Raw genomic sequence first — 23,713 nt, 5'->3', positions numbered from 1 at the left:
AGCAGCTCCAACGAAGCACCGATGCGTCCGGTCGGCGATGATCTAGCTGATCGGACGCGCGTCGTTGCCGGGCACGCTGAGGTGCACCTCATGGCCCTCGCGGATCGCGAGCGAGGCGGCTGCGACGGCCGATTCGAAGGCGGCTTCCTTGGTCGCGAAATCACCTTCGACGTCGCCATCATGCAGCACACCCCAACGATCCTCGACCGGCACGATGGCATATTGCGCAAGTCCCATCCGCATCTCCCCTTCAATCCGGCTGTCCCATTCGCGGGGTCGCCGCGATGGGAAACGCCGCGCGCGATGTCGCGTTCCCTGCCGCGGATCAGCTGCCGGTTGCGGTCACCCGCCACACGGTGTTGCCGACATCGTCGGCGATCAGCAGCGCGCCGGTCTTGTCGACCGCGAGCCCCACGGGACGGCCGCGAGCCTGATTGTCGTTGTTGAGGAAGCCGGTGACGACATCCTGTGCCGCCCCGCTGGGCTTGCCGTCGCTGAACGGCACATAGATCACCTTGTAGCCGTTGAGCGGCGTGCGGTTCCAGCTGCCGTGCTCCCCGACGAAGGCGCCGCCACGATAGGCCTGCGGCAGCGCGTCGGCGGTGTAGAACACCATGCCGAGTGGCGCGACATGCGAGCTCAGCGCGTAGTCGGGCGGGATGGCCTTTGCCACCAGATCCGGCCGCTGCGGCATCACGCGCGGATCGACATGCTGGCCGTAATAGCTGTAGGGCCAGCCATAGAAGGCGCCGTCCTTCACCGAGGTCATGTAGTCTGGCACCAGATCGGGGCCGATCTCGTCGCGCTCGTTGACTACGGTCCAGAGCGCGCCGCTCTGCGGTTCAAAGCTCAGGCCGTTGGGATTGCGCAATCCGCTGGCGAAGACGCGCCAGCGCCCGCTGTCGCGATTGACCTCGAGAATATCGGCGCGGTTCTTCTCGGCCTCGATCCCGTTCTCGGTGATGTTACTGTTGGAGCCGACGCCGACATAGAGCAGCGAGCCGTCCTTGCTCGCCACCAGGCTCTTGGTCCAGTGATGATCGATCGGGCCGCCCGGCAACTCCATCAGCGTGGTGCCCTGCGCCTTCATCTCGGTCTCGCCGGGCCTGTAGGGATATTTCACGATGGCGTCGGTGTTGGCGACATAGAGATCGTTGCCGACCAGTGCGACGCCGAACGGTGAGTTGAGATGATCGATATAGACGCTCTTGCTCTCCGGAATGCCGTCGCCATTGGCGTCGTGGAGCAGGGTGATGCGGTTGCTCGGGCCGGTGCTGCCGCCCGAGGTCGCCCAGGACTCCACGAAGCCCATGATGATATCCTTCGGACGCTTCGGCGGCGGCGCCGGCGGCGCTTTGGATTCCACCACCAGCACGTCGCCATTGGGAAGCGTATAGAGCGAGCGCGGATGCTGCAGGCCGGTCGCTAAGGCCTCGATCTTGAGGCCGGGGGCTACCATCGGCGTCTCGCCCTGTTTCCAGCCCACGACATGCGCGACATTCATCGGCGGCAGCAGATATTGCGTGAGTTCCGGCAGCTTCGGGTTAGCGCCGATCTCGGCGTTGGGATCGCCGCCCTCGTTGCAGCCGGACAGCACAATGGCGGTTGTGCCGAGCAGTAGCATGGTCAGGCAGCAGCGCGCGGTCATGCGGGTTCTCATGGTGCCACTCCTACGCGATCAACTGCTACGCCATGGCGGTAGACCATCGTCCAGCCGAGCCAACCCGTGAGCGGCAGGATCAGCACGGTGATAATCGAGAGGATGATCCCGGTCGGAACCACCGAGGTCCAGGCGTCACGGGTGTGGATCAGCACGTTGAAGAAGGCGACCACCAGGACGGCGACATTGCCGAACATGTGGAGCCACGCCGCGGACAGGTTGCGAATGCCTCGGTTGCCGATGAAGTCGGTCAGGCCTGCGATCGCGGCGAGCACGCCGACGATCAGGCCGACCACCAGCAGCCAGGCGGAGAAATCCGCCCACATCATCTCGGCGGTGAAATAATAGACGATGTCCGTGATCAAGGCTCCCACGAAGCAGGTGATAGGCACCGGGACCAGCATGACATGGATGGGATGGCGCGCGATCTGCGCGGTCGGTTGAAGGTTGTCGGCGGGCGTCAAGGCGGGTCTCCTGCAAATCACGAGCCGGATCGAGCGGCCCGTGCAGCTTGCAAACCCGCTGGCGTCAAGCTCGGTTCCAATTGAGCTGGCGCATGCGTGATCACAGCGTGGGGAGGGCGCGATTGCCGAGGAACGATGAGAAGGCAGCCGGATTTTGCAGTCAGCTATGTCACGACGTCTGGACCCGTTCTCCATGAATTTTCCGGATCGACGAAGTGTGCTGGCGGCTGCCGCGCTGCTTGGCGCATCGGCTGCTGCGGCGCGCCCCGACGACGAACCCATCATCGGCAACAAGGGCGCGACCATCCTCGGGCCGCGTAACGCGCCACGCGAGCAGCAGAATCCCGATCTGCTGCGTCCGCCCGCGACGGATCATGGCAGCCTGCCGAACCTGCGATTTTCCTTCGCCGACACGCATATGAAGATGCGCGAGGGCGGCTGGTCGCGCGAGGTCACGCAGCGCGAGCTTGCGATTGCCACGACCATGGCCGGCGTCAATATGCGGCTGAAGGCCGGCGGCGTGCGCGAACTGCACTGGCACAAGCAGGCGGAGTGGTCCTTCATGTTGGCGGGCAAGGCGCGGATCACCGCGGTCGACAATGACGGGCGCAATTTTATCGCCGATGTCGGGCCGGGCGATCTCTGGTACTTCCCGAGCGGCATTCCGCATTCGATCCAGGGCCTGGCCGACGACGGCTGCGAATTCCTGCTGGCCTTTCCCGATGGCCAGTTTTCCGAGGACAGCACCTTTGCGATCACGGACCTGTTCGCGCATACCGATCGCAGCGTGCTGGCAAAGAACTTCGGAATCGACGCCAAGGAGTTCGAGCACATCCCGAAGGAAGAGCGGTTCATCTTCCAGGCTGAGCTGCCGCCGGCGCTCGAGCGTGACAGCGTCAGCGATCCGCTCGGCAGCGTACCGCAGGGCTTGGTGTTCCGGTTGATGGAGCAGCCGCCGACATCGTCTCCCGGCGGGCGGGTACGGATCGCCGATACGCGCAATTTCCCAGTCTCGACCGACGTGGCGGCTGCCCTGGTCGAGGTCGATCCCGGCCATATGCGGGAGATCCATTGGCATCCGAATGCCGACGAGTGGCAGTACTACATCTCCGGCAAGGCGCGGATGAGCGTGTTCGCAGCCAAGGCGTCGGCGCGGACCTTCGACTTCCAGGCCGGCGATGTCGGCTATGTGCCGATGTCGATGAGCCACTTCATCGAGAACACCGGCGATGAACCCTTGCGTTTTCTCGAGCTGTTCAATCGCCGCGCTACATGGATGTGTCGCTGGCGCAATGGATGGCGCTGACCCCGCATGAGCTGGTCGCGGCGCATCTGAACATCAATCGCGACCTGCTGGACGCCATGCGCAGGGATAAGCAGCCGGTGGTCTGATGCCCTGGGCGCCATGACACCTCGCGCGGCTTGCGCGAAAGATGCCCGCGCCCTCAAACCCGCTCATGCGTCGGACCGTGGAAATGCTCATTTCATCCGCCGCCGTGAGGACTCGGCGGGACCTATCGGTGCGGCCGTTTGCCTGTTAAGCAAAGCCTCGACACGGGACGTCATCCCGGCGCGAGACAATAAGGGCAATGGCAATCATCGAGACACTCGGCATCATCGGGGCAGGCACCATGGGCAACGGCATCGCGCAGGTCTGCGCGGCGGCTGGCGTGCCGGTGACCATGATCGATATTTCCGATGCCGCGGTGGCACGGGGCCTTGCCGCGGTCGGCTCGAGCCTCGACCGCCTGGTGAAGAAGGAGAAGCTCACGGCTGCGGACAAGGACGCGGCGCTGGCACGCATCACCGGCGCGACCGATCGAGCCAAGCTCGCGACCTGCGACCTCGTCATCGAGGCCGCGACCGAGAATGAGGAGCTGAAGCTGAAGATCCTGAAGGATCTCTGCCCGATCCTGAAGCCCGAGGCGCTGATCGCCACCAACACCTCCTCGATCTCGATCACCAAGCTTGCGACCGCGACCGATCGCCCGGATCGTTTCATCGGCATGCACTTCTTCAACCCGGTGCCGATGATGGCGCTGCTCGAACTCATTCGCGGCCTGCAGACCTCGGACGCCACGCATGCTGCTGCGATGGATTTCGCCAAGCGGATCGGCAAGGTTGCGATCACCGCGAGGAACAGTCCGGGCTTCGCGGTCAACCGCATCCTCTGCCCGATGATCAACGAGGCGATCTTTGCGCTCTCGGAGGGCATCGCAACCGCCGCCGATATCGACGAAGGCATGAAGCTCGGCTGCAATCACCCGATCGGCCCGCTCGCGCTGGCCGACCTGATCGGGCTGGATACCATGCTGTCGGTCATGGAGGTGTTCTACAACGGCTTCAACGATCCGAAATATCGTCCGGCGCCGCTGTTGAAGGAGATGGTTGCCGCCGGCCAGCTTGGCCGCAAGACCGGTAAGGGCTTCTACGACTACAGCAAGTAATAAGCAGGCGATGTCGATTGCGTCCGGACGACGCGCCATAACCAAGTTGATCGACAACTCATAAAGGCCGACGGCGGGCGTTGCGCAGCGCGCCCGCCGTCACCTCATGTCGTCATGTCCCTGTGAATCTCATCCCGTATCGAGGGAAATGCGGTTCAGCCATCGATCCACTCAGCGATGATCGCCTGATTGATCCAATCCCGGTCGACCTCGTTGATGGTGCTGAACACGGCACAGCGCCGGGCGGGTAGGGGCCATGCCTCGCTGATGCAGCCCGCTAAACCTCAACCCGGCGTGCCGTTCGTGGGGTCGCCGCTATGCACCGGTCCGATCCGGACAACCGGAGCACTCAGCGGATCTGGTACGGAGGTGGACTCATCGAACCTCCCTTTGCTCTGGTCGAAGGTTGTCGCCGTAGCGGTCGATGTCGCTGTTCCGACTCGCCGCTTCGAACGACGCGGGTGATGCTCCTCTCATCGTGCCGCGCTGTCAAGACGGTTTATGACATGATGATGAATACTCATTGATCTGCGCAGCACGATACCGGGAAGTGTCAGTGCCTGTGACCATCATCCTGCGCGCGACGGGTGCGGCATGTTGCAACAACAAAGTACCGCAACTGATCAGGCGACGATTGCGCTTGATCGGATATCGGACAACACACTGATGAAATTGAGCTCGCGGTGGCCCGCAACAGCGATATCGCGCTATGAGCGCCTCACGAAAGCGCCGCGTTTGCGCGCTATTATGCGTATGGTTCCCGGAACCAAGAGCGGGGACGACGTCTTGTTGCCGCAGAGGGCGAAGCGTGAGGGTGCCGCGCGTTGCGGCGACGCGGGCGAAGGTCAAGCCGCCGTACTGAAATAAAATAAGATTGGAGAAGGCCGATGAGAGCAGCAGCAATTCTTTTCGCAGGTGTCACGGCCGCCGCCATCAGCCTATCGGCCCAGGCGGCCGATCAGGGCGCCACGGGCGTGGTCACCTTCATCAACCGGCTGAACAGTACTATCGCGCTTCAGCGCATCCAGACCGGTACGGTGGGCGCCAACACCGGTGGTGCAGCCGAGCAGTTCAAGGTCAAGGACGCCGCGATGATGGAGAACGTCCACGTCGGCGATCGCGTGACCTTTTCCACCGCCGACAGCGGCGGCAGCAAGACGATCACCAAGCTGGATCGACAGTAGGCACTCGCGGTGCTCCGCGGGATAGCCCGCGTGAGGGGATGAGCCGGCGGCGCGCCGGCTCGTCCCAATTGGGCAAGCGACGCGCGCGCGGAGAGCGAGCCGAAACATCCACTATTTATATTTAATGTTACGTGTGGTAACATATTGTGTTACAATGCGTAACAATCTGACACGAAACGCAACCGTCGCGAGCATGGCCTGTGGGTGCTCCACATTGGGAAGATGTCATTCGGATCAGTCGAATAAGGGGGTTGGTGCGTTTTGATCATTGCCTGTGAAAGGCGTTGAGATCGAAACGTGACACGGGCCTGCAATCTGTGCGGGTTACCAAGACTTAATTTGAACCTCGTCTGGGTCACCGGCTTAATCCGCCTCGCGAGATGATCGTCGAACGCAACATGGAGAACATGGCGGCGGTCAGTTCTGGCTGTGTGGTCGCCATTGCGGCGGCGCGTTGTCGAGGGGGGGATTCGGCGGATGGGGGTTTTGGGCAGAGATCAGACGGCGCACGCGCGACGACGGTGCGCTGTGGGTCGCGGTGCAGAATGGCTACCGTCGTTACCGAATCCTGCGCCTGGGATTCGCTGCCTATCGGAATCTCGCGTCGGAGCTGACTTCGGTGCGCGACGAGCGCGACCGCATTCTGCGCAGCCTCGAGACTCTGCGCACCGGCAAGGCGCCGTTGCCACCAGGCCTTCGGGGCCGGCAGCTTTGCTTCCTGCATATCGGCAAGACGGCAGGGACCTCGGTGCAGCACGCGTTGTTCGAGACCATGCAGGGCACCGCGATCCTGCACGAGTCGCTGCAGAGCTTCGACACGGTCACCGCCGCCGAGGTCGCGATCAACGATCTCGTCATCGGCCATTTCGGTTATCAGCATGTTGCCAAGCTGCGTGGCGACCGCTACCTGATGACGTTTCTCAGGGACCCCGTGGAGCGGGTAATCTCCAACTATCATTTCCTGCGGTCGGGCTCGCCGGTCTCCGGATATAGCCAGCGGGCGACCGGCGCTGCCAAGGCGCTGACCCTGTCCGAATTCCTGCGCTGCGACGAGCCCGGCGTGCGCATGGTGACCGAGAATTTTCAGGCCAAGGCGCTGGCGTTCGATATCAGGCCGGAGCATCAGCACACGATCGTCGATCTGCATCGCCAGGCCGCGCATAACCTCGCTACTTTCGACTTCGTCGGGATCGTCGAGTATTTTTCGGAGAGCCTACTCGCGCTCTCCGATGCCATCGGGCGCGAGGTGCCGCTGAAGCGGATGAACGCCGCGTCCGAGCGGTCCTCGGCGGCAACGGTTTCGTCCGACGACCTCGATTTGATCCGGCGGCTGAACGCTGTGGACATTGCACTCTATGCCGCTGCAAGAACCAGATTCGAGCAGACGATCCTGCCGACGCTGCGCTCGTGCGACACCGCGACGGCGAGGGCCGGGACAGCGGATCGCGGCTGGCCACGTCATCGCCCCGATATCCTCCGACCTCTTGTCCGCGCAATGCCGGCGTAAGAGCCAGGCGGCGCCGATAGCGATGAATCCGGTTCCCGTTACTCTCGCGCGTGTATATGCTGCGTGATATCGGATGATGCGTCCTGACATGTGGGATCATCGGCATGGCTCGACATTGGCATGGCGTGGATGTTCGGAACCTCCTCCTCGGATTGTTGCTCCTTATCCCGCTCAACGTCGCGACGGCATGTGCTGACGATCTCTATCGCGCGCAGACGGCGGTGACCGGGCAGGGGGAGCCCAACCGTCTGATCGGCTTTGGCGCCTGCCTCGAAGACGTCCTCATCAAGGTCTCCGGTGCGGTGAAGCTCGCAGGCGACCCGCGCCTCGATCCCGCCAAAGCGCGCGCGGCCGATTTCGTCACCGCCTTCGACTATCACGATCAGATGTCGGGCAAGCCCAAGCGCGACGAGCAGGGCACGCGCGACCGGCCCTATGATTTGATCGTCGATTTCGACAAGCCGAAAATCGATCAGCTACTGAGCACGCTCGGGCTGAAGCCATGGCTGTCACATCGGCCGACGCTTGGTGTCATCGTCACCATGGTGCCCGCGGGACGTCACTTCATTGTTACCGCAGACGGCAAGCAGTCGGATCTGCAGCGCGATTCCTTGGGGATTGCGGCATCCAGGCGCGGCATGACTATCGTGCTGCCGGATGAGGCATCCGTCGCCAAGACGAATGGCAACGATGCCGCGCTGATGACGGCACCCACCGAGACGCTGGCGCAATTGGTGGCGGCACAAGGCGCCGAGGCCGTCATGGTCGGACGACTCGTCTGGGATGATGATGAACTCGGCTGGGTCACGGAGTGGCGGCTCGATGCCGATGGACAGTCGCATCGATGGAAGATGCGCGGCGTTACTTTCGACGGCGCATTTCGTCGCGGCATCGGCGGGGCGGCGCAGTTGCTGTCGGGAAACGGCGATCCAGGCTAGGCAGTTGCCGCGCCGGCCCGCATCAAGCCTGGCTTTTGGGCGTGTATTTGCCGGCGATGCACTTGGTCACGACCTTATCCATACAGAGCGGGCCGTTGCAGAGCAGAGCGACGAGAGTAATGAGCATGGTAACCTGCATGAACTATGGAACTCGGCAACGATGTTGAAGAATCGTTTATGCCAGATCAGGGTTCTGGGTCGTTGGCCTGCCGGCCGTAATTTTATCGAACGGCCGCAATGCGATGGGACTCCGAGATCGCCAGCGGCGGCCGCGATCGCTACCACATCCGCTTGGCAAATGTTCTGAACGCACGATGCGAAGTCATGGCTGGCGGTGCGCGGCGACGATGACTACATCATAGGCATCGCCTGCTATCCTGCCGGTCGCCTGATCCTCGTGAAGAAATCCGTGCTGCTGTTGTTGTTCCTCCTTTTCGGCCCGATCGCGATCTCGGCCGCCAGCTACGTTGCGGTCGGCAATCGCCGCGGTAATTGGCAGACCGCCGACCGTTCGAGTGCCGGGCTGCTGCCGCCGCCCTCGCAGGATCAGGACGCGCTTATCCGGGTTTATGCCGCGCGTACCGTCCGTTGGCGCGGCATCTTTGCAGTTCATTGCTGGATCGTGCTGAAGGAGCGCGGCGCGGCCCGCTACGCGCGCTATGACTACACCGCCTGGGGCGAACCGATCCGCGTCGATGGTTTTGCGCCCGACGGTCGATGGTTCGGCGCCTTGCCGGAGACCGTGCTTGCCGTTGACGGCGACGACGCGCAGGGCGTGATTCCGAAGATCCGTGCCGTGATCGAGAGCTATCGCTTTCGCAGCTTGGGCGATTATCAGACCTGGCCCGGGCCAAACTCCAACACCTTCGTCCAGGCCGCGCTCAATGCTGTGCCCGAACTGCATGCGGTGCTGCCGCCGACCGCGATCGGCAAGGATTATCCTTATGCCGGCTGGTGGGGCCGCACCGCCTCCGGCACCGGCCTGTTCGTCTCGCTCGGCGGTTATCTCGGCCTGACGGTCGGCTGGGTCGAGGGGATCGAGTTGAATTTTCTCGGTGGTGTGCTCGGACTCGACCTGCGTCGGCCGGCGTTCAAATTTCCGGGTCTCGGCCGGCTCGGTGTGCCCTTGACGTGAACGTCAGGACCCGCGTTGCGACGGCTGTTTCAGGCTTCGTTCAAGCCGGCACCGCGATCGAGCAAAATCTTTTCCGCTTTCGGCGTCAGCTCGTAGAGGTCGCCATCCTTGGCGACATAGCCTTCACGGATCAGCTCGTCGACCTGGCCCTGCTTGTTATCCGCAAAAGCGATCGACTGTCCGATATCACAGAGCACGGCGATCTGGTCATCTCGCAACATGGGCGTCCTCCATTGACGCTCGAACGCCGTGCGCCAACGAAGGTTCCGCGATGGCATCCTTCGCCGGCATCCGAGCCGACGACGCCTGCTATGGTTTCGTTGCGGCGACGCCTCGGCCAGTCGGACGAGGGCAATTCCGTCACCCGATGCGAGGCCGAGTTGCGGTTGACGATGTCGAGCAATTCGGGATCGACGCCTATCTCGCGCAGAGTCCATTCGATGCGCATTCGGCACGAGTTGAGAGGCGGATTGCACATCCGCCTTCTCCGTGTCGGTTACAAATGCCGTGCAGTCTCAAGCCGCCTTGGCTACGGGCTCCTTCTCGGACGTTTCGAGCGCCCGCAGATATACGTCGAGCAGCGTCTCGTGTTCGTCGCGCTCATCCTGGTCCTGCTTCCTCAGCTTGATGATCTCCTTGAGGATCTTGACATCGAAGCCTTCGCCCTTGGCTTCCGAGAACACTTCTTTCTTCTGCTCGTTCAACTCTTGCAATTCGCTGTCCAGATTTTCGATCCGCTCGATGAAGGAACGGATACGGCCGCCGGGAACGCTGATGTCAGACATGGTGCCTCTCTGCTGAAGGAGACCATGAAAATGCCGGCAAAAAAATCACCAAGGTGTTAACGTCGATCGTCGGGGCGCACATGATTGCGACGTGCTTAACGCGGAACCCGAGGGCCTGTTGAATGTTCGTTCAATCGGCGCCTCATGGCTGACATCAGCATCCATTGCGCGGCGATGAACGTCCATCCAACCACAGGGAAGAGGCCAATGACCGAGATCAAAGAGCATATGGAAGTGATCGGCGCCGACGGCGTGCATGTCGGCACCGTCGACAAGGTCGAGGGTAACCGCATCAAGCTGACCAAGAAGGACAGCGGCGAGGGTAGCCACAAGGGCCATCATCATTTCATCGACAAGGGACTTGTTGCCGGTGTGGAAGGCAACAAGGTACGGCTGTCTGCGGCGGGCGCCGTGGCTGTGACGATGGAGGAAGAGAAATAGCTTGATCATGGATGCAGGCAGAGTCGAAACGATGTCTCGGGAACTGCCTGAATACGCGTTCAAGAAAGTTTCGCCGCTGAAACCGGAACGGCGGTCCGGCGCATTCGTTTTCTCTCCAGGGTAACGAGAGGAGAGACGATCATGTCGAAACTTCCCTATGTTCTCGCCGCACTTGCGACCCTCGCAGTCACGGCACCGACCGTGGCAAGCGCTGAGGATTTCGGTGTTCACATCGGCGTCGGCGGCGACCGCTACTATCGTGACTACGATGGCCCGCGGTTCTATGCCCATGACCATGGTTGGCACCGCGGATGGTATGATCACGACGGTGATCGCACGGTCGTGATCAGGCGCCATCACTACAATGATTGGGACGATTAACGTGTAACGCGTTACACGTTGCGGAAGACGGCCCCCGAAAGGGGGCCGTTTTTCGTGTGTTCCCTTGCCACGCCTCAGCTTCGCTTCAGCCGGTACTGGCTGACTTCGGCCCCATCGTCCGCGCGCAGGAACAGGAAGCCGGGCAGCGACAGCAGCGGAAGCACGGCCAGCAGCAGGAAGGCGTGGTGGAAGGCTTCCGGCGTCAGCGGCGCGCCCTCGCGCGCCACCAGGCCAAGGAACATCGCGCCTAGCGAGACGCCGAAGCTGACGCTCAGCTGCTGCAGGACGCCGCCGAGGCTGGTGGCGCCGCTCAACTGTGCCGACGGCATGTCCGCGTAGGACAGCGTGTTGGATGTCATGAATTGCGAGGCGCGCGACAGGCCGAACACGAACACATAGGCCGCGATCAACAGATGCGGCGTCTGCGGCGTGAGCAGGGCGAAGCCCGCGATCAGCAGCGAGGCCGCCACCGCGCTCCAGAACAGCACGTGGCCGAAGCCGAACAGGCGTAGCAGGCGTCCCGCGACCGGCCGGACCAGCAGCGAGCTCGCGGCGCTGACGAAGGTCAACGAACCCGACTCGATCGGGCTCATGCCGAAACCGAGCTGAAGCATCAGCGGCAACAGGAACGGGACGGCATTGATGCCGATCCGGCACAGCCCGCCCGCCAGCGTCCCCACGCTGAAGGATCGCAGCCGGAACAGCGTGAGGTCGACGGCGGGATCGGCGATCCGGCGCGCATGCCAGCCGAACGCGAGCAGCAGCAGGACAGCGGCCACCAGCACGGCGGCGATCAAGGGCGCCGGGATCATCGGACGTGCGATGTTCTCGATGCCGAACTGCAAGAGCGCGGCGGCGAGACCGATGATCAGGAATCCCCGAAAGTCGAACGCCACCGCGCGATCGCCACGGATATCGCCGAAATAGCGCAGCGCCATCATGATGCCGAGCACGCCGAACGGGATGTTGACGTAGAAGATCCAGCGCCAGGACAGATAGGTGGTGAGAATGCCGCCGAGCAGCGGCCCGATCACCGGGCCGATGATGGCAGGCAGCGTCATATAGGTCATCGCGGTCACTAGCTGGCTGCGCGGAAAGCTGCGCAGCAGGACCAGCCGGCCGACCGGCGTCATCATGGCGCCGCCGAGTCCCTGCAGGACGCGCATCGCCAGCAGCATCTCGAAATTCTGCGACAGGCCGCACAGCGCCGAGCTGACGGTGAAGATCAGCAGCGAGAGCGCGAAGATGCGCCGGCCGCCGAACCGGTCGGCGAACCAGCCGCTCACCGGGATGAACACGGCCAGGGTCAGCACATAGGCCGTGATCGCGAGGTTCAGCCGCAGCGCCGTGGTGCCGAGCCCGCCGGCCATTTCGGGGATGGCGGTGGCGATGATGGTGGAGTCGAGCTGCTCCATCAGGAAGGCGATCCCGACCACGGCCGGAATGATCAGCCGCAGCCGCGGATTCTGCTCGGTGGGGAAGGTCTCCGCGGCGGGCGCGGCATGAGCGCCATGCATGAGACAAGGGTGTAATGGCCCGATTGCACTGCAACAACCTCCGCCAGCGTGAAGCTCGTGTGCAGGGCTGCAGAGCTGCCTCCGCGTGCCCCCCGCGCGGCTAATTTGGGCTGCTGGCCAGCCGCTTGAACTCCCTTTTCATGGCGTTGACCCGGCCGAGATAGCCGGAGACGAGATGATCGCCGCAGCGCTCGCTGTCGGGCATCTGGAAGCCGCGGCGCGCATAGGCCAGCGCCGGGCCGGCGCCGCAGAGATGAATGATGGTGGCGAGATCCTGCGTCTGCTGCGGAGACGGCTTGGCGCCGGGTGCGCGCGCCAGCACGAACGCCATTTGTCGATTCAGGTATACCGACGCGAGCTCGACGGCATGGCTCGGGACCACGCGCAGATAGGGGCCGATCCCGCAATCATCGTCCACCACCGCATGGTCGCGGATGCAATAGCGGGCCACTTCCGCATAGGCCGGATCGGTCGTCTGGTAGAGGCCGACCGCGCTCGAGGCGGGCTTGTAGATCGCGAGCGGATTGAGCGCGAGCCGCCAGCGCCAATAGGTGCGCGCCACCGGATTGCCGGAGCTTTCGGTCTGCGCCAGCGCCGCCAGCAGCTCGGGCGGGATCGCGGCGGTGGAATAGGTCCGGAACAGCGCGCCGTAGCTGCGCCAAGTGTCCGGCGGCTCCTTGTCGAGCCGGTGGCCGGCGATGAAGAACAGCTCGGTCGGCTTGCGGATCAATTGATAGGCGATGTTCACCACGAACAGCACGACGAGCAGGATCGCGACCACAATCATGGTCCTGACCGGCCGGAATGTCGCGCCCAGGGTTCGCTGCGCCCAATAGCCCAGCCGCCAGCCTTTGAGGCTGCGGAGCAGGGCGCTCCAGCGTTTTCCCGCGCGGGACTTGCTGGCGGATTTGGCGGGGCGGGGCGGCACGAATGATGACCTGCTCGGAGAATGAGAGGCCCGCTTGTAAGGGCAGGTGAGCGCGAGCGAAACCCATCATGTCACTCCCGCGGCCAGCGAATGACGGCACCGAGATCATCTCAGTCCCCTATTCGTCCTTCACGGCCGGATAATGCAGCCTGCCGCCGTCGCGGACGGCGCCTGCTGTTAATGTCGCCACCTGCACCTGGTCTGTGCCCATCAGATGATACACAGTGCGGCCGGTCGCGATCAGGTAATCGGCGACGATGCGTCGATGACAGCGCCACCACACCGCCTCGGCGCACATGATCGCCGCGCGCTGCTTGGCCGATACCTGCAGAAGGCAATCGAAGCCGCGCTGAAACTCATCCGTCAGTGCATAGTCGGCATAATTGTGGAAGCTGCGGTTGGTCCAGAAACTGTTGGTCTCGGGCGGGATGTCGAGCTTCTTGCGCAAGCCGCCGAGCTCGGCGATGCGCATGTGGCCGATCTGGTACGGCGCGAGCGCGCCCGGCAGCGCGTCGATATTGTACTGCGGGTTGGTCCGCGAGCGCGGCATCCGCCTGATGTCGACGACGAGCTGAACCTCACCGGCTCTGAGCAGGGTCACGAAGTCGGCGATCGTGCGCGTGGAATGGCCGATGGTGAAGACGGGCAGCGGGTTGCCTGTCATCGTCGTTGTGGCCTCGGAAGATGGGCGCTGTGTCATTCAGCCGGGTCGCGATCCTATTTGCCGCCGAGCCTGGTCAGGGCGCTCTCTTTGTGGGCCGCGATGTGGTCGGTCTTGTCGCTCTTGATCTCGTATTGCGGGCTGTCCTTGCTGGCATGATGGCGGTGACCCTTGTAGTCGAAGTCGCGCACATGCACCGCGACGATGTGCCCCGACACATGACCCGCCTCCGAATTCCAGGAGACGTGGTCGCCCTTCGCAAACTTGGTCATCACTGGCCTCGCAATTGTGCGTTCGCGGTGGGCGGGTTAGGCGGAGCCGCAACCCGCCACCTCGAATGGTCGGCGGATGACGCTTCCGCCTTCGCTCTTTGAGCTACGGCGGACAAGCCGCTAATCCGCCCTACGGATTACCGACTACAGCTTGCCTCCGGGCGCTCCCTGCGGCTGGTTGGCTGCATCAGGCTGCTTGGAGGCATGCTCACCGAAATAAGCCAGCGCCGTCTTCAACTGCTCGTCCTCGGGCTTGCCGATCAGGTCCGCCTTGATCGGCGCCGAATAGGCCGACTTGGTCTGCGCCGTATCGGCGGGCGCAGCACCCGCGCCGGGCTTCGCATTGAGCGGTCCCGGGTTCTTGAAGGCGCCTTGCAGCGCGCCTTCGCGCAGCAGCGGGCCGCCGCTGATCTGCTGGTCCTTGGGCGCTTCGACGATGACATTGGGCGCGATGCCATCATCCTGGATCGAGCGGCCCGAGGGCGTATAATACAGCGCGGTCGTCAGCCTGACAGCGCCATGTCCCTTTAGCGGGACGATGGTCTGCACTGAGCCTTTGCCGAAGCTTTGCGTACCCAGAATGGTGCCGCGATGCCGATCCTGCAGGGCACCTGCGACGATCTCGGAGGCCGATGCGGAGGCGCCATTGATCAGCACCACGACGGGGACGCCGGGCAGCATGTCGCCATGCGTGGGCGCATCGAAGCTGCGCTGATCATCGGCTTGCCGGCCATGGATGCTGACCACCGCGCCGCCGTCGAGCAGATCGCCGGCGACGTCGACGGCCGCGGACAGCAGCCCGCCGGGGTCGTTGCGCAGATCGATCACGAGGCCTTTCAAGCCGCCATTGGCGTTGTGCTTGAAGTCCGTCAGCGCCTTCTTGAATCCGTCCGAGGTGTCGCCACCGAACTGGGTGATGCGGACATAGCCGATGTTGCCGGGCTTGAGTTCCGCTTTCACCGACTCGACCTTGATGATCTCGCGGGTCAGCGTGACCTCGAAAGGATCCTGCTTGCCGCGCAGGATGGTGATGGTCACGTTGGTGCCGGGATCGCCGCGCAACTGGTCGACCACCTTCTGCAGGCTCACGCCTTGGGTGCTGGTATGGTCGATCAGCACGATGCGGTCGCCCGGCTCGAGCTTGGCGCGGGCCGCCGGCGTGCCGTCGATCGGCGCAATGATCTTCGGCACGCCGTCCTGCTCGGAGATCTGCATGCCGAGCCCGCCGAATTTCCCGGCCATGTCGGCCTGCGAATCCTTGAACTCCTGCGCGTCCATGTAGTCGGAGTGCGGGTCGAGGCGCGTGAGCATGCCTTTGAGCGCGTCCTTGACCAGCTCTTCGGAGCCGACCGGATGGACGTAGTCCTGGCGGACCAGCTGAATCACGCCGGCCAGTACCGCGAGATCCTGCGGCGCGAGACCGGTATCCTGAACGGCGACGGCGGCAACGAAGGGGAGAGCGATCGCGCTTGCGCCCGCAATCAGACCGGCGATTGCCAATCGGGATTTGATCATGATCGCGTTATCCTCATGGGGTTGGCGGGCATCGCAACGTTGCAGGAACGGGCGAAGCAGCGCTTTGTTTCAATCGGGAACTCGCAGCACGCGCAAAATTGCATAAGCGAGCCGACCGGGGCTTGGCAAGTTGGATCGGGATGCGCCTGACACGATGACGCGATCTCGCGACCTGGCCGGCCCGAGCTGTGCGAGGCATCGCCCTTCGAGAACGAGAGGGCGCAGGGAAGGCCGGGTATCCGCTGATACCCATGGTCCGCGTGCAGAAGAAAGCACGCGGCAGAACCACAGGTTCAGCCAATAACCGGCCTTCCCTGCGCAATGGTTGACGGCTTATACGCGCTCTCCTCGGGGACCGGCTCTCTTGTCCCCGTGTCGCGACAACGCGCGAAGCGCGTTGCGGCTCGGCATCAGCACCGGGATGCCAGGACCACACGATTTCGCCGTGCGTATCGCGCTGTTCGTCCGCATGAATCAATCACGCTGCAGCCGATACGCCCATCGCATCCCGCGCTCCACGTTCGTGACGATCGCGATACGCGCCTCTTGGTCGAGGCGGGACGGGCATGATCAAACCATCATTTCGGCAAAATAGAAAGTGATTTATTTTTATCCGAAGGGCTGGACAGGGGGCAAATCAGGGGGATGTGGCAAGTCGCAGCGTGGCTACCTGTGACGCGGCCCATCAATGCGGCGCCGTCGCTTTCAGCCGGTGACGTCGGGACTGCTGCCACGCCGATCAGGCGGCCAGCGTCTCGTCGATGCGGCCGAGGCCATGGCGGAGGGCGGCAAAACACTCCGCATCGATCTGGGTGCCGACCATGTCGGACATGATCGCCAACGCTTTCGTGATCGGCATCGCCGCGCGATAGGGCCGATCGGCTGTCAGCGCATCGAAGATATCCGCTGCCGTGATAATGCGGGTTTCCAGGCCGATCTGCTCGCCGGACAGGCCGCGCGGATAGCCCTTGCCATCCAGCCGCTCGTGATGGGCGCTGGCAATCGGAGCGAGCTCGCTGAACGCGCTGATGCGTGACAGGATCGCCTCGGAATGGACGGGATGCATGCGCATCGCGGCCCACTCGGCATCGTCCAGCTTGCCCGGCTTGTCCAGGATCGCGTTGCTGACACCGAGCTTGCCGATGTCGTGAAGCAGCGCGGCCCGCTTGAGCCAGCGTCGCTGCGTGGTGCTGAACGCGAGCTGCTCGGCAATCATGTCGGTAAACAGCGTGACGCGCTCGCTATGGCCGGCGGTGTAGGGGCTTTTGGAATCCACCACCTGGGCGAACGCCGCCGCGATGTCGTCGAGATAATCTTCGTCGACCGCCACGCGTGCCTGAGCCGGCGCCTCGGCCGAAGCACCGGCGCGCTGATCGGTGGCCTGCAATGACTCCCAGAAGCCCGGCCGGGCCGCCACGCGCTCGAAAGCCGCGACGAGTTCGGGATCGAACCATGTTCCGGAGCGGTTCTGCGTCTCCCGCAGCGCCGCGTCGGCGCCGTTCGAGACCTGGAATACATCGATGACCTGTGCCATCAGCGCAATCCGCGAATAGATCGGGATGTCCTGGCCGCGCCGGCCGAGCGGCTTGCCGCTGCCATCCCAGTGCTCGTCGAGATTCCTGATGCCTTCGGCGACCGGTTCGGAGAAGCGCATCTTGCGGGCGATGTCGGCGCCGCGATGGCATCGCGTCTCGATCAACTCGCGCGCGATCTCGCCGCCATTCTGGAATATGTTGATGATGGCCCGGAAGCGTTCGGCGAGGCCGGCCTTGAGCCCGGTATGACTCAGCACGAAGCGCAGCGCCTGCGGCAAGCTGCCATCGATGAACTTGAAGTCCTGCTTGAAGGAGAGATCGTCGGTCAGATACAGCTCGCAAATCCGCGCGGCATTGCTGCTGCAGCCGAGATCCTTCAACAGCACCGCGTAGTAGAGCTCGGCGATTTCATCCTCGCCGAGGCCGATGTCCCGGCCGATCTCGACACCGATGCGGCTGCATCGCACGCAATGGCCGGCCGGCTGTCCCTCGGTGAGATCCAGCGCCTGGCTGAGCGCGGTCAGCAATTCGGACAGCGCGATGGTGTCGAACTGCGGAATGTCGAGTTGCGTCGTGTCGATTTGGGTCGTGTCGATTTGCGTAGTGTCGATTTGCGTCTTGGCGAGCGGCGCGCGTTCCATCATCAAGCTCCGAGGGAGCCGGCCGGCGGCTCGGATCTCCAAAGCCGGACTTGAGCATGACGGAATTAACGGGATGTATGCGGGACGGCGCAGCAATCCGGTTGGTTAAGAGGACCGAAACTCGGCGCTGGGGCTTGCGCGTATAACAGCAGGCCAGGATCTGATCGTCGAACCGCGGGCAGGGGCGATCCAGCCGGAGGCGCCAAGATCGAGCGTCAGGCTTCGTTGTCGTCGGTATAGCTGTTCGGTCCGCGGCGCAGCACGCCGTAATTGGCCGACTTGCTGCCGTCCGCCTGTGTCATGCCCGCTGAGGCCAGTCCCAGCTTGAGAAGCTCCCGGACCGCGGCGGCGCGCGTCGGCATGCGATGCATGAACCGAAAGTCGTCGACGACTGCAAGCTCCTCCGGCGACAGCATGATTTGCAGACGTTCCTCGCGGAGCTTGTTCACGACCGGTCCCGTCCTCCTGGTGAGTAAACATCTAACTCTGAGTAGGAAACTCAAGTTCCACCAATCTCGTCAAAATCGCCAAATGAGTAAATTCGACTAGCGAAATCAATAACTTGTTCATTGTAGCTTCATCTTCGGAGGTTTAAGCCGATGCCAGAAGGGAGATCCGATCATGGACAAGAAAATCGAATTTCCAAAAATCCCGCGGGACTCGAAACCGCCGGTGAGACCGAGCCAGGACGACGTGCGGGAAAACGCCGGCAGATGGGCGTCAAGCCCGGGGCTGCAGCCGCCGAAGTAGGGCGCGCAGCTTTGTAACAGGGTCGGCGTCGCAGCCCACTTCGGAACGGGAGCGGTGCTCGTCGGCGATGCCGTTCGACCGCCGCGTGGGATGGTCTGCGGATTGCGCTTCGCCAATCTGTAGGGGGTTACGACCTCGTGCACACTGCGACACAGGCTCGCCGCGTGATCGTTGTGACGATGCGCGCGGCCGATCCCGAGCCGGGACCTGCTGCGCATCGCGCCGTGGACGGCGAATTTCAATCGATCTCGCTCATGCGCACGCTGCCTCCGCTCCATCCCGGGCGAATTCCGAGGCGGCGCGCGAAGGCCGCCGGACGTCCCCGCCCTGTGAAACCGCACTGACCGGCGAGCAGCTCTGCAGGTGATCTGCCGATGCACAACATGCGATCGGACGCGAAAGGTGACGCCGAAGTTGTCCCAGAGTTTTGGGATAAAGGTGCAATACCTCGACACCAACCTCGCAGGATTCCCTATCTGCGAATGCAATCGACGTGCTTCTTCAGCGTTTGCGCGTTCCATAAATCGGGAAGAAGTGGAACATTCAAGAGTAGAAGCCGTTGGCACGGACTACGTCCATGTCAACTGGAGGAAATCAAATGAAGAAGCTCATCGTTTGCACTGCCCTTGCCGCCTTTGCTCTCGGCACGCAGGTCGCCAGCGCCGCCGAGTTCTACGTGGTGCGCGATGCCAGCACCAAGAAGTGCACCGTGGTCGACAGCAAGCCGACGACGACGACCACGACGGTGGTGGGCGACGGCGTCTACAAGACCAAGACGGAAGCCGAGTCCGCGGTCAAGACCACCAAGGTTTGCACCGAACAGTAACTGTCGGGGCCTGGGTCGATATCTCGGCCCAGCCCTGACCGCGCAGACTTCGAGGAGGACAAGCGATGCCCGTATTGCTGTTGTGGGCCGTGCCCGCCGTCATCGTCGTTGGCGGCGCCGGCTATTGGTTAGTTCATCTGCACTAGAGCATGATCCGGAAAAGTGGAAACCGGTTTTCCGAAAAGATCATGCTCAAACAAAGAGATGAGATCACGATGCGATTCTGTGTAATCGCATCGTGATCTAATCGAGCGAAAGCTCGGTCGCGAACGGCTCGTCCCATTCCGGGGGCGAGCCGTTTTGCTTGGATCGTTCATCGAGGCTGGCGCGGCATGAGCCCGCCAGGAACCAGGCTCGGGCGGAGGCCTGAGAACGCCTGGGCCTTCATTGAGACCGCGCGGCGAGCGTGCCGGATAGAGAGGCGCAGCAGGATCGGCTCGGGGCCCTTGGCTGTCGTAAATGCGACACGTAAAGTGCAGCATGACTGTAATTCGAGGTGCGAACGCCGGAATGGCCGTGCGACATATTTGCCGCACTTGCTGGCGGGATCACGCCGGGCCTTCGTGATCGCCCCACTCTCGACGCATTCCGCCGTTCATGGTCGTGCCGCTGAGGAACGACTGGGGCGTCGTCCAAACTCGAGGAGATCGTCGAGTGAAGAAGTTCGTAATTTCGGCGGGCGCCATGCTCGCGTTGGTGACCATGGCCCATGCTGCCGACCTGCCGCGTCCGCAGCCGGTCTATGAGCAGCCCGCTGTCGGCAAGATGCCGATCGGGAAGGCTCCGATCGGCAAGTCTCCGGTCGGCAAGGCGCCGGTCTACGCTCCCGGACCTGTGGTCCGCCGCGGCTACTGAGCACGCTCAGCCTTTTTGCATGAGGTCATGAATCCTGGGAGCGTGCTTGCCATGCAACGCTGGTGCTTGGTTGGACTATCCTTGGCAACACTGCTGACGCCGTGCGCCGTGCAGACAGCCTCCGCGCGGCCGGGCTTCGCCGCGACCGGACATGAGGTCAAGGGGCGTGCGCCCGAACGGCGCACGTCCGAGGCCAAGGGGCCTTACTACGTCGACTTCAGGGCGCGCACCGCCGCGAGCTGGGGCCACGCCTTCGTCTGGTATGGCAAGAGCAGCGAGAAGGCGGTCGAGGTGGCCGGCCTGACGCCGGCCGGCGACACGCTGTCCTACATGCTCGGTTATGTCGCCTTCGTGCCGTCGGAGACCGGCGCCAGCTACGGCGATCTCGATCCGGACTATCTGACCGCGAGCTACCGCGTCTATCTGAACGAAGCCGACGCCAAGCGGGTGTTCGCCTACATTAGGAAGTTGCAGGCGAGCTCGCCGGTGTGGAGCGCGGAAATCGCCAATTGCACCTCGTTCATCGGCAGCATCGCGAGCTTTATGGGCTTGGAGACGCCGAACCGGTGGACCCGTCCCGAGGACTACGTCAACAAGCTCCGGGACATGAATGGCGGGCGGCAGGTGGTAAGGCTAGCGGCGGAGTAATAGGCCTACAGAGAGTAAAGTGCACTGTCACCCGTAACTTTGTTTCGGGCAGTCGTTATTGGCGAAGTTGCGCGTACTATTGGGCGGGGTCGGCGAAGCCGTAAACCGCCGCATCTATGGCCGGTGCATTCCGCTTCTTTAGTCCGCCCTACGGGCTCAGTTCGGGTAAAGGGAAGGCGTAAGTGTTCTGTACAAGATGAATGCCATTGATCCTGCGTTTTGCAAGAGGCGACGCATCTCTCGTGAGCTGATGAGCCGTATTTTGAAGAGAGAAAATCCGTTCGTCGATCTGTGTGTCGAGACTTTGCAGAGCGTGTTCGACATTTGCGTACTTAAATGCCTGGGACCAGCCCCACACTGTGCGATCAATCAAAGTCAATGCGTGATGGTAGAGGCGCGCACGTGAATGGGGCTTTCCAGCCGCTGCGTCGCTCATCGCATGCTTAGCTTCGAGGATTATGCGGTCAATTTTCTCGAGCAAAGCTTTTTTAGCCGCGGAGCTCGGCTGTAACGATCCTGCCGAAATTCGGTAGCCGAGCACGTTTGTTCCATCGTGAATATTGCCGCTATCAACTTTTCCGGATCTGCGGGCTTTCTCGTCATCAATGTCATACGCACTCATGCCCAATTGGCTCAATCGCATCTGAGCTGACCGAAAAGCTGCCGCGACATTTTTTTCGCTCGTTCCAAGTAAGATGAAATCGTCGATGTAGCGCACGCAGACGATGCCGCGACCATTCATTTCTACATCAAAAGTGTGCAGAATGATATTGCCAGCAAGCGCTGACAGTGCCGATCCTTGAGCGACGCCAATGTCATTGGTCGGAAAGAGCGTAAAGTGCTTTCGCTCTTCTAATTCTTCTTTGTTAGCAAGGTTGGTTTCGAGGGCTTGAGAAAACAAATTGCAAAAAGCGTCTTCCTGGACGGCTTTGCGGACAAAATTGTTTATCTGTTCCAGAGGGATACGCGTAAAAAAATCTCGGATATCCGAACGAATGAACCGGTGGTGACCCGCTTTTATGGCTGAATCGATCAGGGAAAGACCATAAGGAACACCACGACCAGCAATTCCTCCAACACTTGTTGGAGTCTCCATTATTTCTCGGATCGCGCTAACGCCGCTCCACGTTTTCCGATGGTGGGGTGACGCACTGTCATATCCTTGGAGAACTTCCAGGATCGCGCGCCGTACAATTCGATTTTCGATCGGCGCAACTACAAGAGGGCGATGTCCATGTTTTCCAGGTGCTTTTCGTAGCGCGACGCCCAACTCATTCGAAAAACGAAAGGTGCCGTTTCTTAGCTTTCTAATAATTCGCTCGATATTGTTGAGCGAATTTGCGTCGAACTCTTTCGTTTTTCGTTGGGTCTCTGCACTACGAGAGCTTAAACCAGAACTCCTGACAACTCCCCAGGAGCGCTGAAGGACAGATCGAGATCGAACTAATCTGGATAGATCAATGCTCATTTCAGCTCAGTTGGTGTAGGAGCTCACCGGTAAACCCGCTCCCGGCCGAAGGCGTTATCGATCTCCAAGGCTCCGAAGGCGCGGCGAGCGAACTTCGGGTGCTACCTGAACCGCTGAAGCCAAAGCCTCGCGGTCCTCGCCCCCAGCTAGACCGACGCTCACAAGGAGCCCAGCCGCCAGAAGCGGGTAGATCGGAGCCGCTGCGCAAATAGCAGCGGCGAGGCGTGCCGTACGAGTGGCACGTTTTTGCATGTCCGGGTCATCTGGCCCTCCTTACTTGTCGGCTAGCCTTTTTGCGGCGTCCGTCAAGTCCGGCCAGCGGCCCTCCACGACCAACGAGAAAGAAAAGCTGCTGACCGTCCGATGAGTCCCCTTGATAGTTAGGGCTACGGCCAGTTTCCCTTCAGCCAGGCGCGAAGTTCGATCTCCAAGGCTCCGAAGGCGCGGCGAGCGAACTTCGGGTGCTACCTGAACCGCTGAAGCCAAAGCCTCGCGGTCCTCGCCCCCAGCTACACCGACGCTCACAAGGAGCCCAGCCGCCAGAAGCGAGCGAATCGAGCAATGATATTATGTCAGAACATAAGAAGAACTTCAATATAAGGTAGGTGTTTTCCACATTTTCCGTCCATATCTAGTGTAGAAAATGCGGATATTCGGCCAAATCGAATCGACACGCGGACAGGTTTCTAGTTGAGCTGCGGAGTGAGATGCGAAAAAGGCGCTGCATTCTCCGCAGCGCCTTTGATCTGTGTTGGCCGCCTACTGAGATTACGAACACCCGGTCGTCGATCCGCACGTATCGCACTTCATGCACGTCCCGTTCCGTACCAGGGTGAAGTTGCCGCACTCGCCGCACATTTCGCCTTCGTAGCCCTTGGCCTTGGCTTCGGCGCGGCGCTCGGCCTTGGTGACGGTCTGCGTTGCGGCGGCGGTGCCGGCCTTGCTCCACTGTTGCGCTTCCAGCTTTTCGGTGGGCGAGAGGTCGTGATGCGGGTCCTGCTTCAGGGCGACCGCACCTTCGACCGAATCGCCGGCCCGCGAGGTAGCGCCGTGCGAGGCCAGCGAGGTGACGCGGCTCGCCGTGCCGCTGCCTTCGCTGCCGCTCGCCGTGCCGCGCATCATCACGAGGTTGTCGGTGCGCGAGCGGGTCAGGCC

24 protein-coding genes and 2 pseudogenes are annotated in these 23,713 nt (G+C 62.2%); 11 read left to right on the top strand and 15 right to left on the bottom strand.

Annotated features, from left to right (window positions below; translation table 11 throughout):
- Positions 1-42: 42 nt before the first annotated feature.
- The 3 genes from WA702_RS29765 to WA702_RS29755 form a co-directional block, all read right to left on the bottom strand.
- Positions 43-237 carry a hypothetical protein gene (locus WA702_RS29765; RefSeq protein ID WP_425114106.1) on the bottom strand — a complete coding sequence of 65 codons (195 nt, stop codon included), beginning with the start codon at positions 235-237 and terminating at the stop codon, positions 43-45.
- 88 nt (positions 238-325) lie between these two features.
- The gene (locus tag WA702_RS29760; RefSeq protein ID WP_425114112.1) at positions 326-1,648 is read right to left on the bottom strand and encodes a PQQ-dependent sugar dehydrogenase; all 1,323 of its coding nucleotides are present in this window, start codon (positions 1,646-1,648) and stop codon (positions 326-328) included.
- A gap of 8 nt (positions 1,649-1,656) precedes the next feature.
- Entirely contained in the window at positions 1,657-2,124 is a 468-nt protein-coding gene (locus WA702_RS29755; RefSeq protein ID WP_425114105.1) for a DUF2231 domain-containing protein, read from the bottom strand.
- Between the two features lie 193 nt (positions 2,125-2,317).
- Here WA702_RS29755 and WA702_RS29750 point away from each other — a divergent pair.
- From WA702_RS29750 to WA702_RS29725, 6 genes and pseudogenes are all read left to right on the top strand, one after another.
- Positions 2,318-3,516, top strand: a pseudogene (locus WA702_RS29750) (oxalate decarboxylase family bicupin).
- A 203-nt stretch (positions 3,517-3,719) separates the two neighbouring features.
- The gene (locus tag WA702_RS29745) at positions 3,720-4,571 is read left to right on the top strand and encodes a 3-hydroxybutyryl-CoA dehydrogenase (RefSeq protein ID WP_425114111.1); all 852 of its coding nucleotides are present in this window, start codon (positions 3,720-3,722) and stop codon (positions 4,569-4,571) included.
- A gap of 887 nt (positions 4,572-5,458) precedes the next feature.
- Entirely contained in the window at positions 5,459-5,755 is a 297-nt protein-coding gene (locus WA702_RS29740) for a copper-binding protein (RefSeq protein WP_425114104.1), read from the top strand.
- Positions 5,756-6,374: 619 nt separating this feature from the next.
- The gene (locus tag WA702_RS29735) at positions 6,375-7,262 is read left to right on the top strand and encodes a sulfotransferase family 2 domain-containing protein (RefSeq protein WP_425114103.1); all 888 of its coding nucleotides are present in this window, start codon (positions 6,375-6,377) and stop codon (positions 7,260-7,262) included.
- 152 nt (positions 7,263-7,414) lie between these two features.
- Positions 7,415-8,200, top strand: coding sequence for a DUF2066 domain-containing protein (locus WA702_RS29730; RefSeq protein ID WP_425114102.1), 786 nt, complete (start codon positions 7,415-7,417; stop codon positions 8,198-8,200).
- Positions 8,201-8,609: 409 nt separating this feature from the next.
- Positions 8,610-9,335, top strand: coding sequence for a DUF3750 domain-containing protein (locus WA702_RS29725; RefSeq protein ID WP_425114110.1), 726 nt, complete (start codon positions 8,610-8,612; stop codon positions 9,333-9,335).
- A 29-nt stretch (positions 9,336-9,364) separates the two neighbouring features.
- Here WA702_RS29725 and WA702_RS29720 read toward each other — a convergent pair whose 3' ends face one another.
- Complete coding sequence (locus tag WA702_RS29720; RefSeq protein ID WP_425114101.1) at positions 9,365-9,556, bottom strand: hypothetical protein; 192 nt, start codon at positions 9,554-9,556, stop codon at positions 9,365-9,367.
- Between the two features lie 294 nt (positions 9,557-9,850).
- Entirely contained in the window at positions 9,851-10,120 is a 270-nt protein-coding gene (locus WA702_RS29715; RefSeq protein ID WP_425114100.1) for a DUF2312 domain-containing protein, read from the bottom strand.
- 207 nt (positions 10,121-10,327) lie between these two features.
- On the opposite strand from WA702_RS29715, the gene WA702_RS29710 reads away from it, so the two are divergent.
- Positions 10,328-10,561 (top strand): DUF2171 domain-containing protein, encoded by a 234-nt coding sequence (locus WA702_RS29710; RefSeq protein ID WP_425114099.1) that lies wholly within the window; start codon positions 10,328-10,330, stop codon positions 10,559-10,561.
- 141 nt (positions 10,562-10,702) lie between these two features.
- Positions 10,703-10,942 (top strand): hypothetical protein, encoded by a 240-nt coding sequence (locus WA702_RS29705; protein WP_425114098.1) that lies wholly within the window; start codon positions 10,703-10,705, stop codon positions 10,940-10,942.
- Between the two features lie 74 nt (positions 10,943-11,016).
- On the opposite strand, the gene WA702_RS29700 is transcribed toward WA702_RS29705, so the two are convergent.
- From WA702_RS29700 to WA702_RS29665, 8 genes are all read right to left on the bottom strand, one after another.
- The gene (locus WA702_RS29700; protein ID WP_425114097.1) at positions 11,017-12,459 is read right to left on the bottom strand and encodes a DHA2 family efflux MFS transporter permease subunit; all 1,443 of its coding nucleotides are present in this window, start codon (positions 12,457-12,459) and stop codon (positions 11,017-11,019) included.
- A 100-nt stretch (positions 12,460-12,559) separates the two neighbouring features.
- The gene (locus tag WA702_RS29695) at positions 12,560-13,246 is read right to left on the bottom strand and encodes a transglycosylase SLT domain-containing protein (RefSeq protein ID WP_425114109.1); all 687 of its coding nucleotides are present in this window, start codon (positions 13,244-13,246) and stop codon (positions 12,560-12,562) included.
- Positions 13,247-13,505: 259 nt separating this feature from the next.
- Complete coding sequence (locus WA702_RS29690) at positions 13,506-14,051, bottom strand: DUF488 family protein (protein ID WP_425114096.1); 546 nt, start codon at positions 14,049-14,051, stop codon at positions 13,506-13,508.
- A 53-nt stretch (positions 14,052-14,104) separates the two neighbouring features.
- The gene (locus tag WA702_RS29685; protein ID WP_425114095.1) at positions 14,105-14,320 is read right to left on the bottom strand and encodes a DUF2945 domain-containing protein; all 216 of its coding nucleotides are present in this window, start codon (positions 14,318-14,320) and stop codon (positions 14,105-14,107) included.
- A gap of 144 nt (positions 14,321-14,464) precedes the next feature.
- Positions 14,465-15,835 (bottom strand): S41 family peptidase, encoded by a 1,371-nt coding sequence (locus tag WA702_RS29680; RefSeq protein WP_425114094.1) that lies wholly within the window; start codon positions 15,833-15,835, stop codon positions 14,465-14,467.
- Between the two features lie 739 nt (positions 15,836-16,574).
- Positions 16,575-18,011: an HD-GYP domain-containing protein gene (locus tag WA702_RS29675; protein WP_425114093.1), complete on the bottom strand. Its 1,437-nt coding sequence runs from the start codon at positions 18,009-18,011 to the stop codon at positions 16,575-16,577.
- A gap of 215 nt (positions 18,012-18,226) precedes the next feature.
- Positions 18,227-18,460 (bottom strand): hypothetical protein, encoded by a 234-nt coding sequence (locus WA702_RS29670; protein ID WP_425114092.1) that lies wholly within the window; start codon positions 18,458-18,460, stop codon positions 18,227-18,229.
- A 117-nt stretch (positions 18,461-18,577) separates the two neighbouring features.
- Entirely contained in the window at positions 18,578-19,003 is a 426-nt protein-coding gene (locus WA702_RS29665) for a hypothetical protein (protein WP_425114091.1), read from the bottom strand.
- Between the two features lie 356 nt (positions 19,004-19,359).
- On the opposite strand from WA702_RS29665, the gene WA702_RS29660 reads away from it, so the two are divergent.
- The 3 genes from WA702_RS29660 (at position 19,360) to WA702_RS29650 (ending at position 21,090) form a co-directional block, all read left to right on the top strand.
- On the top strand, positions 19,360-19,587 hold the full coding sequence (locus WA702_RS29660) for a hypothetical protein (RefSeq protein WP_425114090.1): 228 nt from the start codon (positions 19,360-19,362) through the stop codon (positions 19,585-19,587).
- Positions 19,588-20,241: 654 nt separating this feature from the next.
- Positions 20,242-20,442: a hypothetical protein gene (locus WA702_RS29655; protein WP_425114089.1), complete on the top strand. Its 201-nt coding sequence runs from the start codon at positions 20,242-20,244 to the stop codon at positions 20,440-20,442.
- 51 nt (positions 20,443-20,493) lie between these two features.
- Positions 20,494-21,090, top strand: a complete 597-nt coding sequence (locus WA702_RS29650) for a hypothetical protein (RefSeq protein ID WP_425114088.1) — start codon at positions 20,494-20,496, stop codon at positions 21,088-21,090.
- Positions 21,091-21,238: 148 nt separating this feature from the next.
- On the opposite strand, the gene WA702_RS29645 is transcribed toward WA702_RS29650, so the two are convergent.
- Positions 21,239-22,558, bottom strand: coding sequence for a reverse transcriptase domain-containing protein (locus WA702_RS29645; protein ID WP_425114087.1), 1,320 nt, complete (start codon positions 22,556-22,558; stop codon positions 21,239-21,241).
- 768 nt (positions 22,559-23,326) lie between these two features.
- Positions 23,327-23,713 (bottom strand): annotated as a pseudogene (locus WA702_RS29640) (vitamin B12-dependent ribonucleotide reductase); the annotation flags it as partial.

The sequence above is a fragment of the Bradyrhizobium sp. genome (genome assembly GCF_049798375.1).
In the GTDB taxonomy this organism is placed as follows: Bacteria; Pseudomonadota; Alphaproteobacteria; order Rhizobiales; family Xanthobacteraceae; genus Bradyrhizobium.
Note: the sequence above shows the minus strand (reverse complement) of the source record. Positions and strands in the feature narration are given on the sequence as shown.

Excerpts from the sequence above, each read along its gene's own strand:
- WA702_RS29765 (WP_425114106.1), bottom strand. The coding sequence starts at position 237 with ATGGGACTTGCGCAATATGCCATCGTGCCGGTCGAGGATCGTTGGGGT.
- WA702_RS29760 (WP_425114112.1), bottom strand. The coding sequence starts at position 1,648 with ATGACCGCGCGCTGCTGCCTGACCATGCTACTGCTCGGCACAACCGCC.
- WA702_RS29740 (WP_425114104.1), top strand. The coding sequence starts at position 5,459 with ATGAGAGCAGCAGCAATTCTTTTCGCAGGTGTCACGGCCGCCGCCATC.
- WA702_RS29720 (WP_425114101.1), bottom strand. The coding sequence starts at position 9,556 with ATGTTGCGAGATGACCAGATCGCCGTGCTCTGTGATATCGGACAGTCG.
- WA702_RS29715 (WP_425114100.1), bottom strand. The coding sequence starts at position 10,120 with ATGTCTGACATCAGCGTTCCCGGCGGCCGTATCCGTTCCTTCATCGAG.
- WA702_RS29710 (WP_425114099.1), top strand. The coding sequence starts at position 10,328 with ATGACCGAGATCAAAGAGCATATGGAAGTGATCGGCGCCGACGGCGTG.
- WA702_RS29705 (WP_425114098.1), top strand. The coding sequence starts at position 10,703 with ATGTCGAAACTTCCCTATGTTCTCGCCGCACTTGCGACCCTCGCAGTC.
- WA702_RS29700 (WP_425114097.1), bottom strand. The coding sequence starts at position 12,459 with ATGCATGGCGCTCATGCCGCGCCCGCCGCGGAGACCTTCCCCACCGAG.
- WA702_RS29695 (WP_425114109.1), bottom strand. The coding sequence starts at position 13,246 with ATGATTGTGGTCGCGATCCTGCTCGTCGTGCTGTTCGTGGTGAACATC.
- WA702_RS29690 (WP_425114096.1), bottom strand. The coding sequence starts at position 14,051 with ATGACAGGCAACCCGCTGCCCGTCTTCACCATCGGCCATTCCACGCGC.
- WA702_RS29685 (WP_425114095.1), bottom strand. The coding sequence starts at position 14,320 with ATGACCAAGTTTGCGAAGGGCGACCACGTCTCCTGGAATTCGGAGGCG.
- WA702_RS29680 (WP_425114094.1), bottom strand. The coding sequence starts at position 15,835 with ATGATCAAATCCCGATTGGCAATCGCCGGTCTGATTGCGGGCGCAAGC.
- WA702_RS29675 (WP_425114093.1), bottom strand. The coding sequence starts at position 18,011 with ATGGAACGCGCGCCGCTCGCCAAGACGCAAATCGACACTACGCAAATC.
- WA702_RS29660 (WP_425114090.1), top strand. The coding sequence starts at position 19,360 with ATGAAGAAGCTCATCGTTTGCACTGCCCTTGCCGCCTTTGCTCTCGGC.
- WA702_RS29650 (WP_425114088.1), top strand. The coding sequence starts at position 20,494 with ATGCAACGCTGGTGCTTGGTTGGACTATCCTTGGCAACACTGCTGACG.
- WA702_RS29645 (WP_425114087.1), bottom strand. The coding sequence starts at position 22,558 with ATGAGCATTGATCTATCCAGATTAGTTCGATCTCGATCTGTCCTTCAG.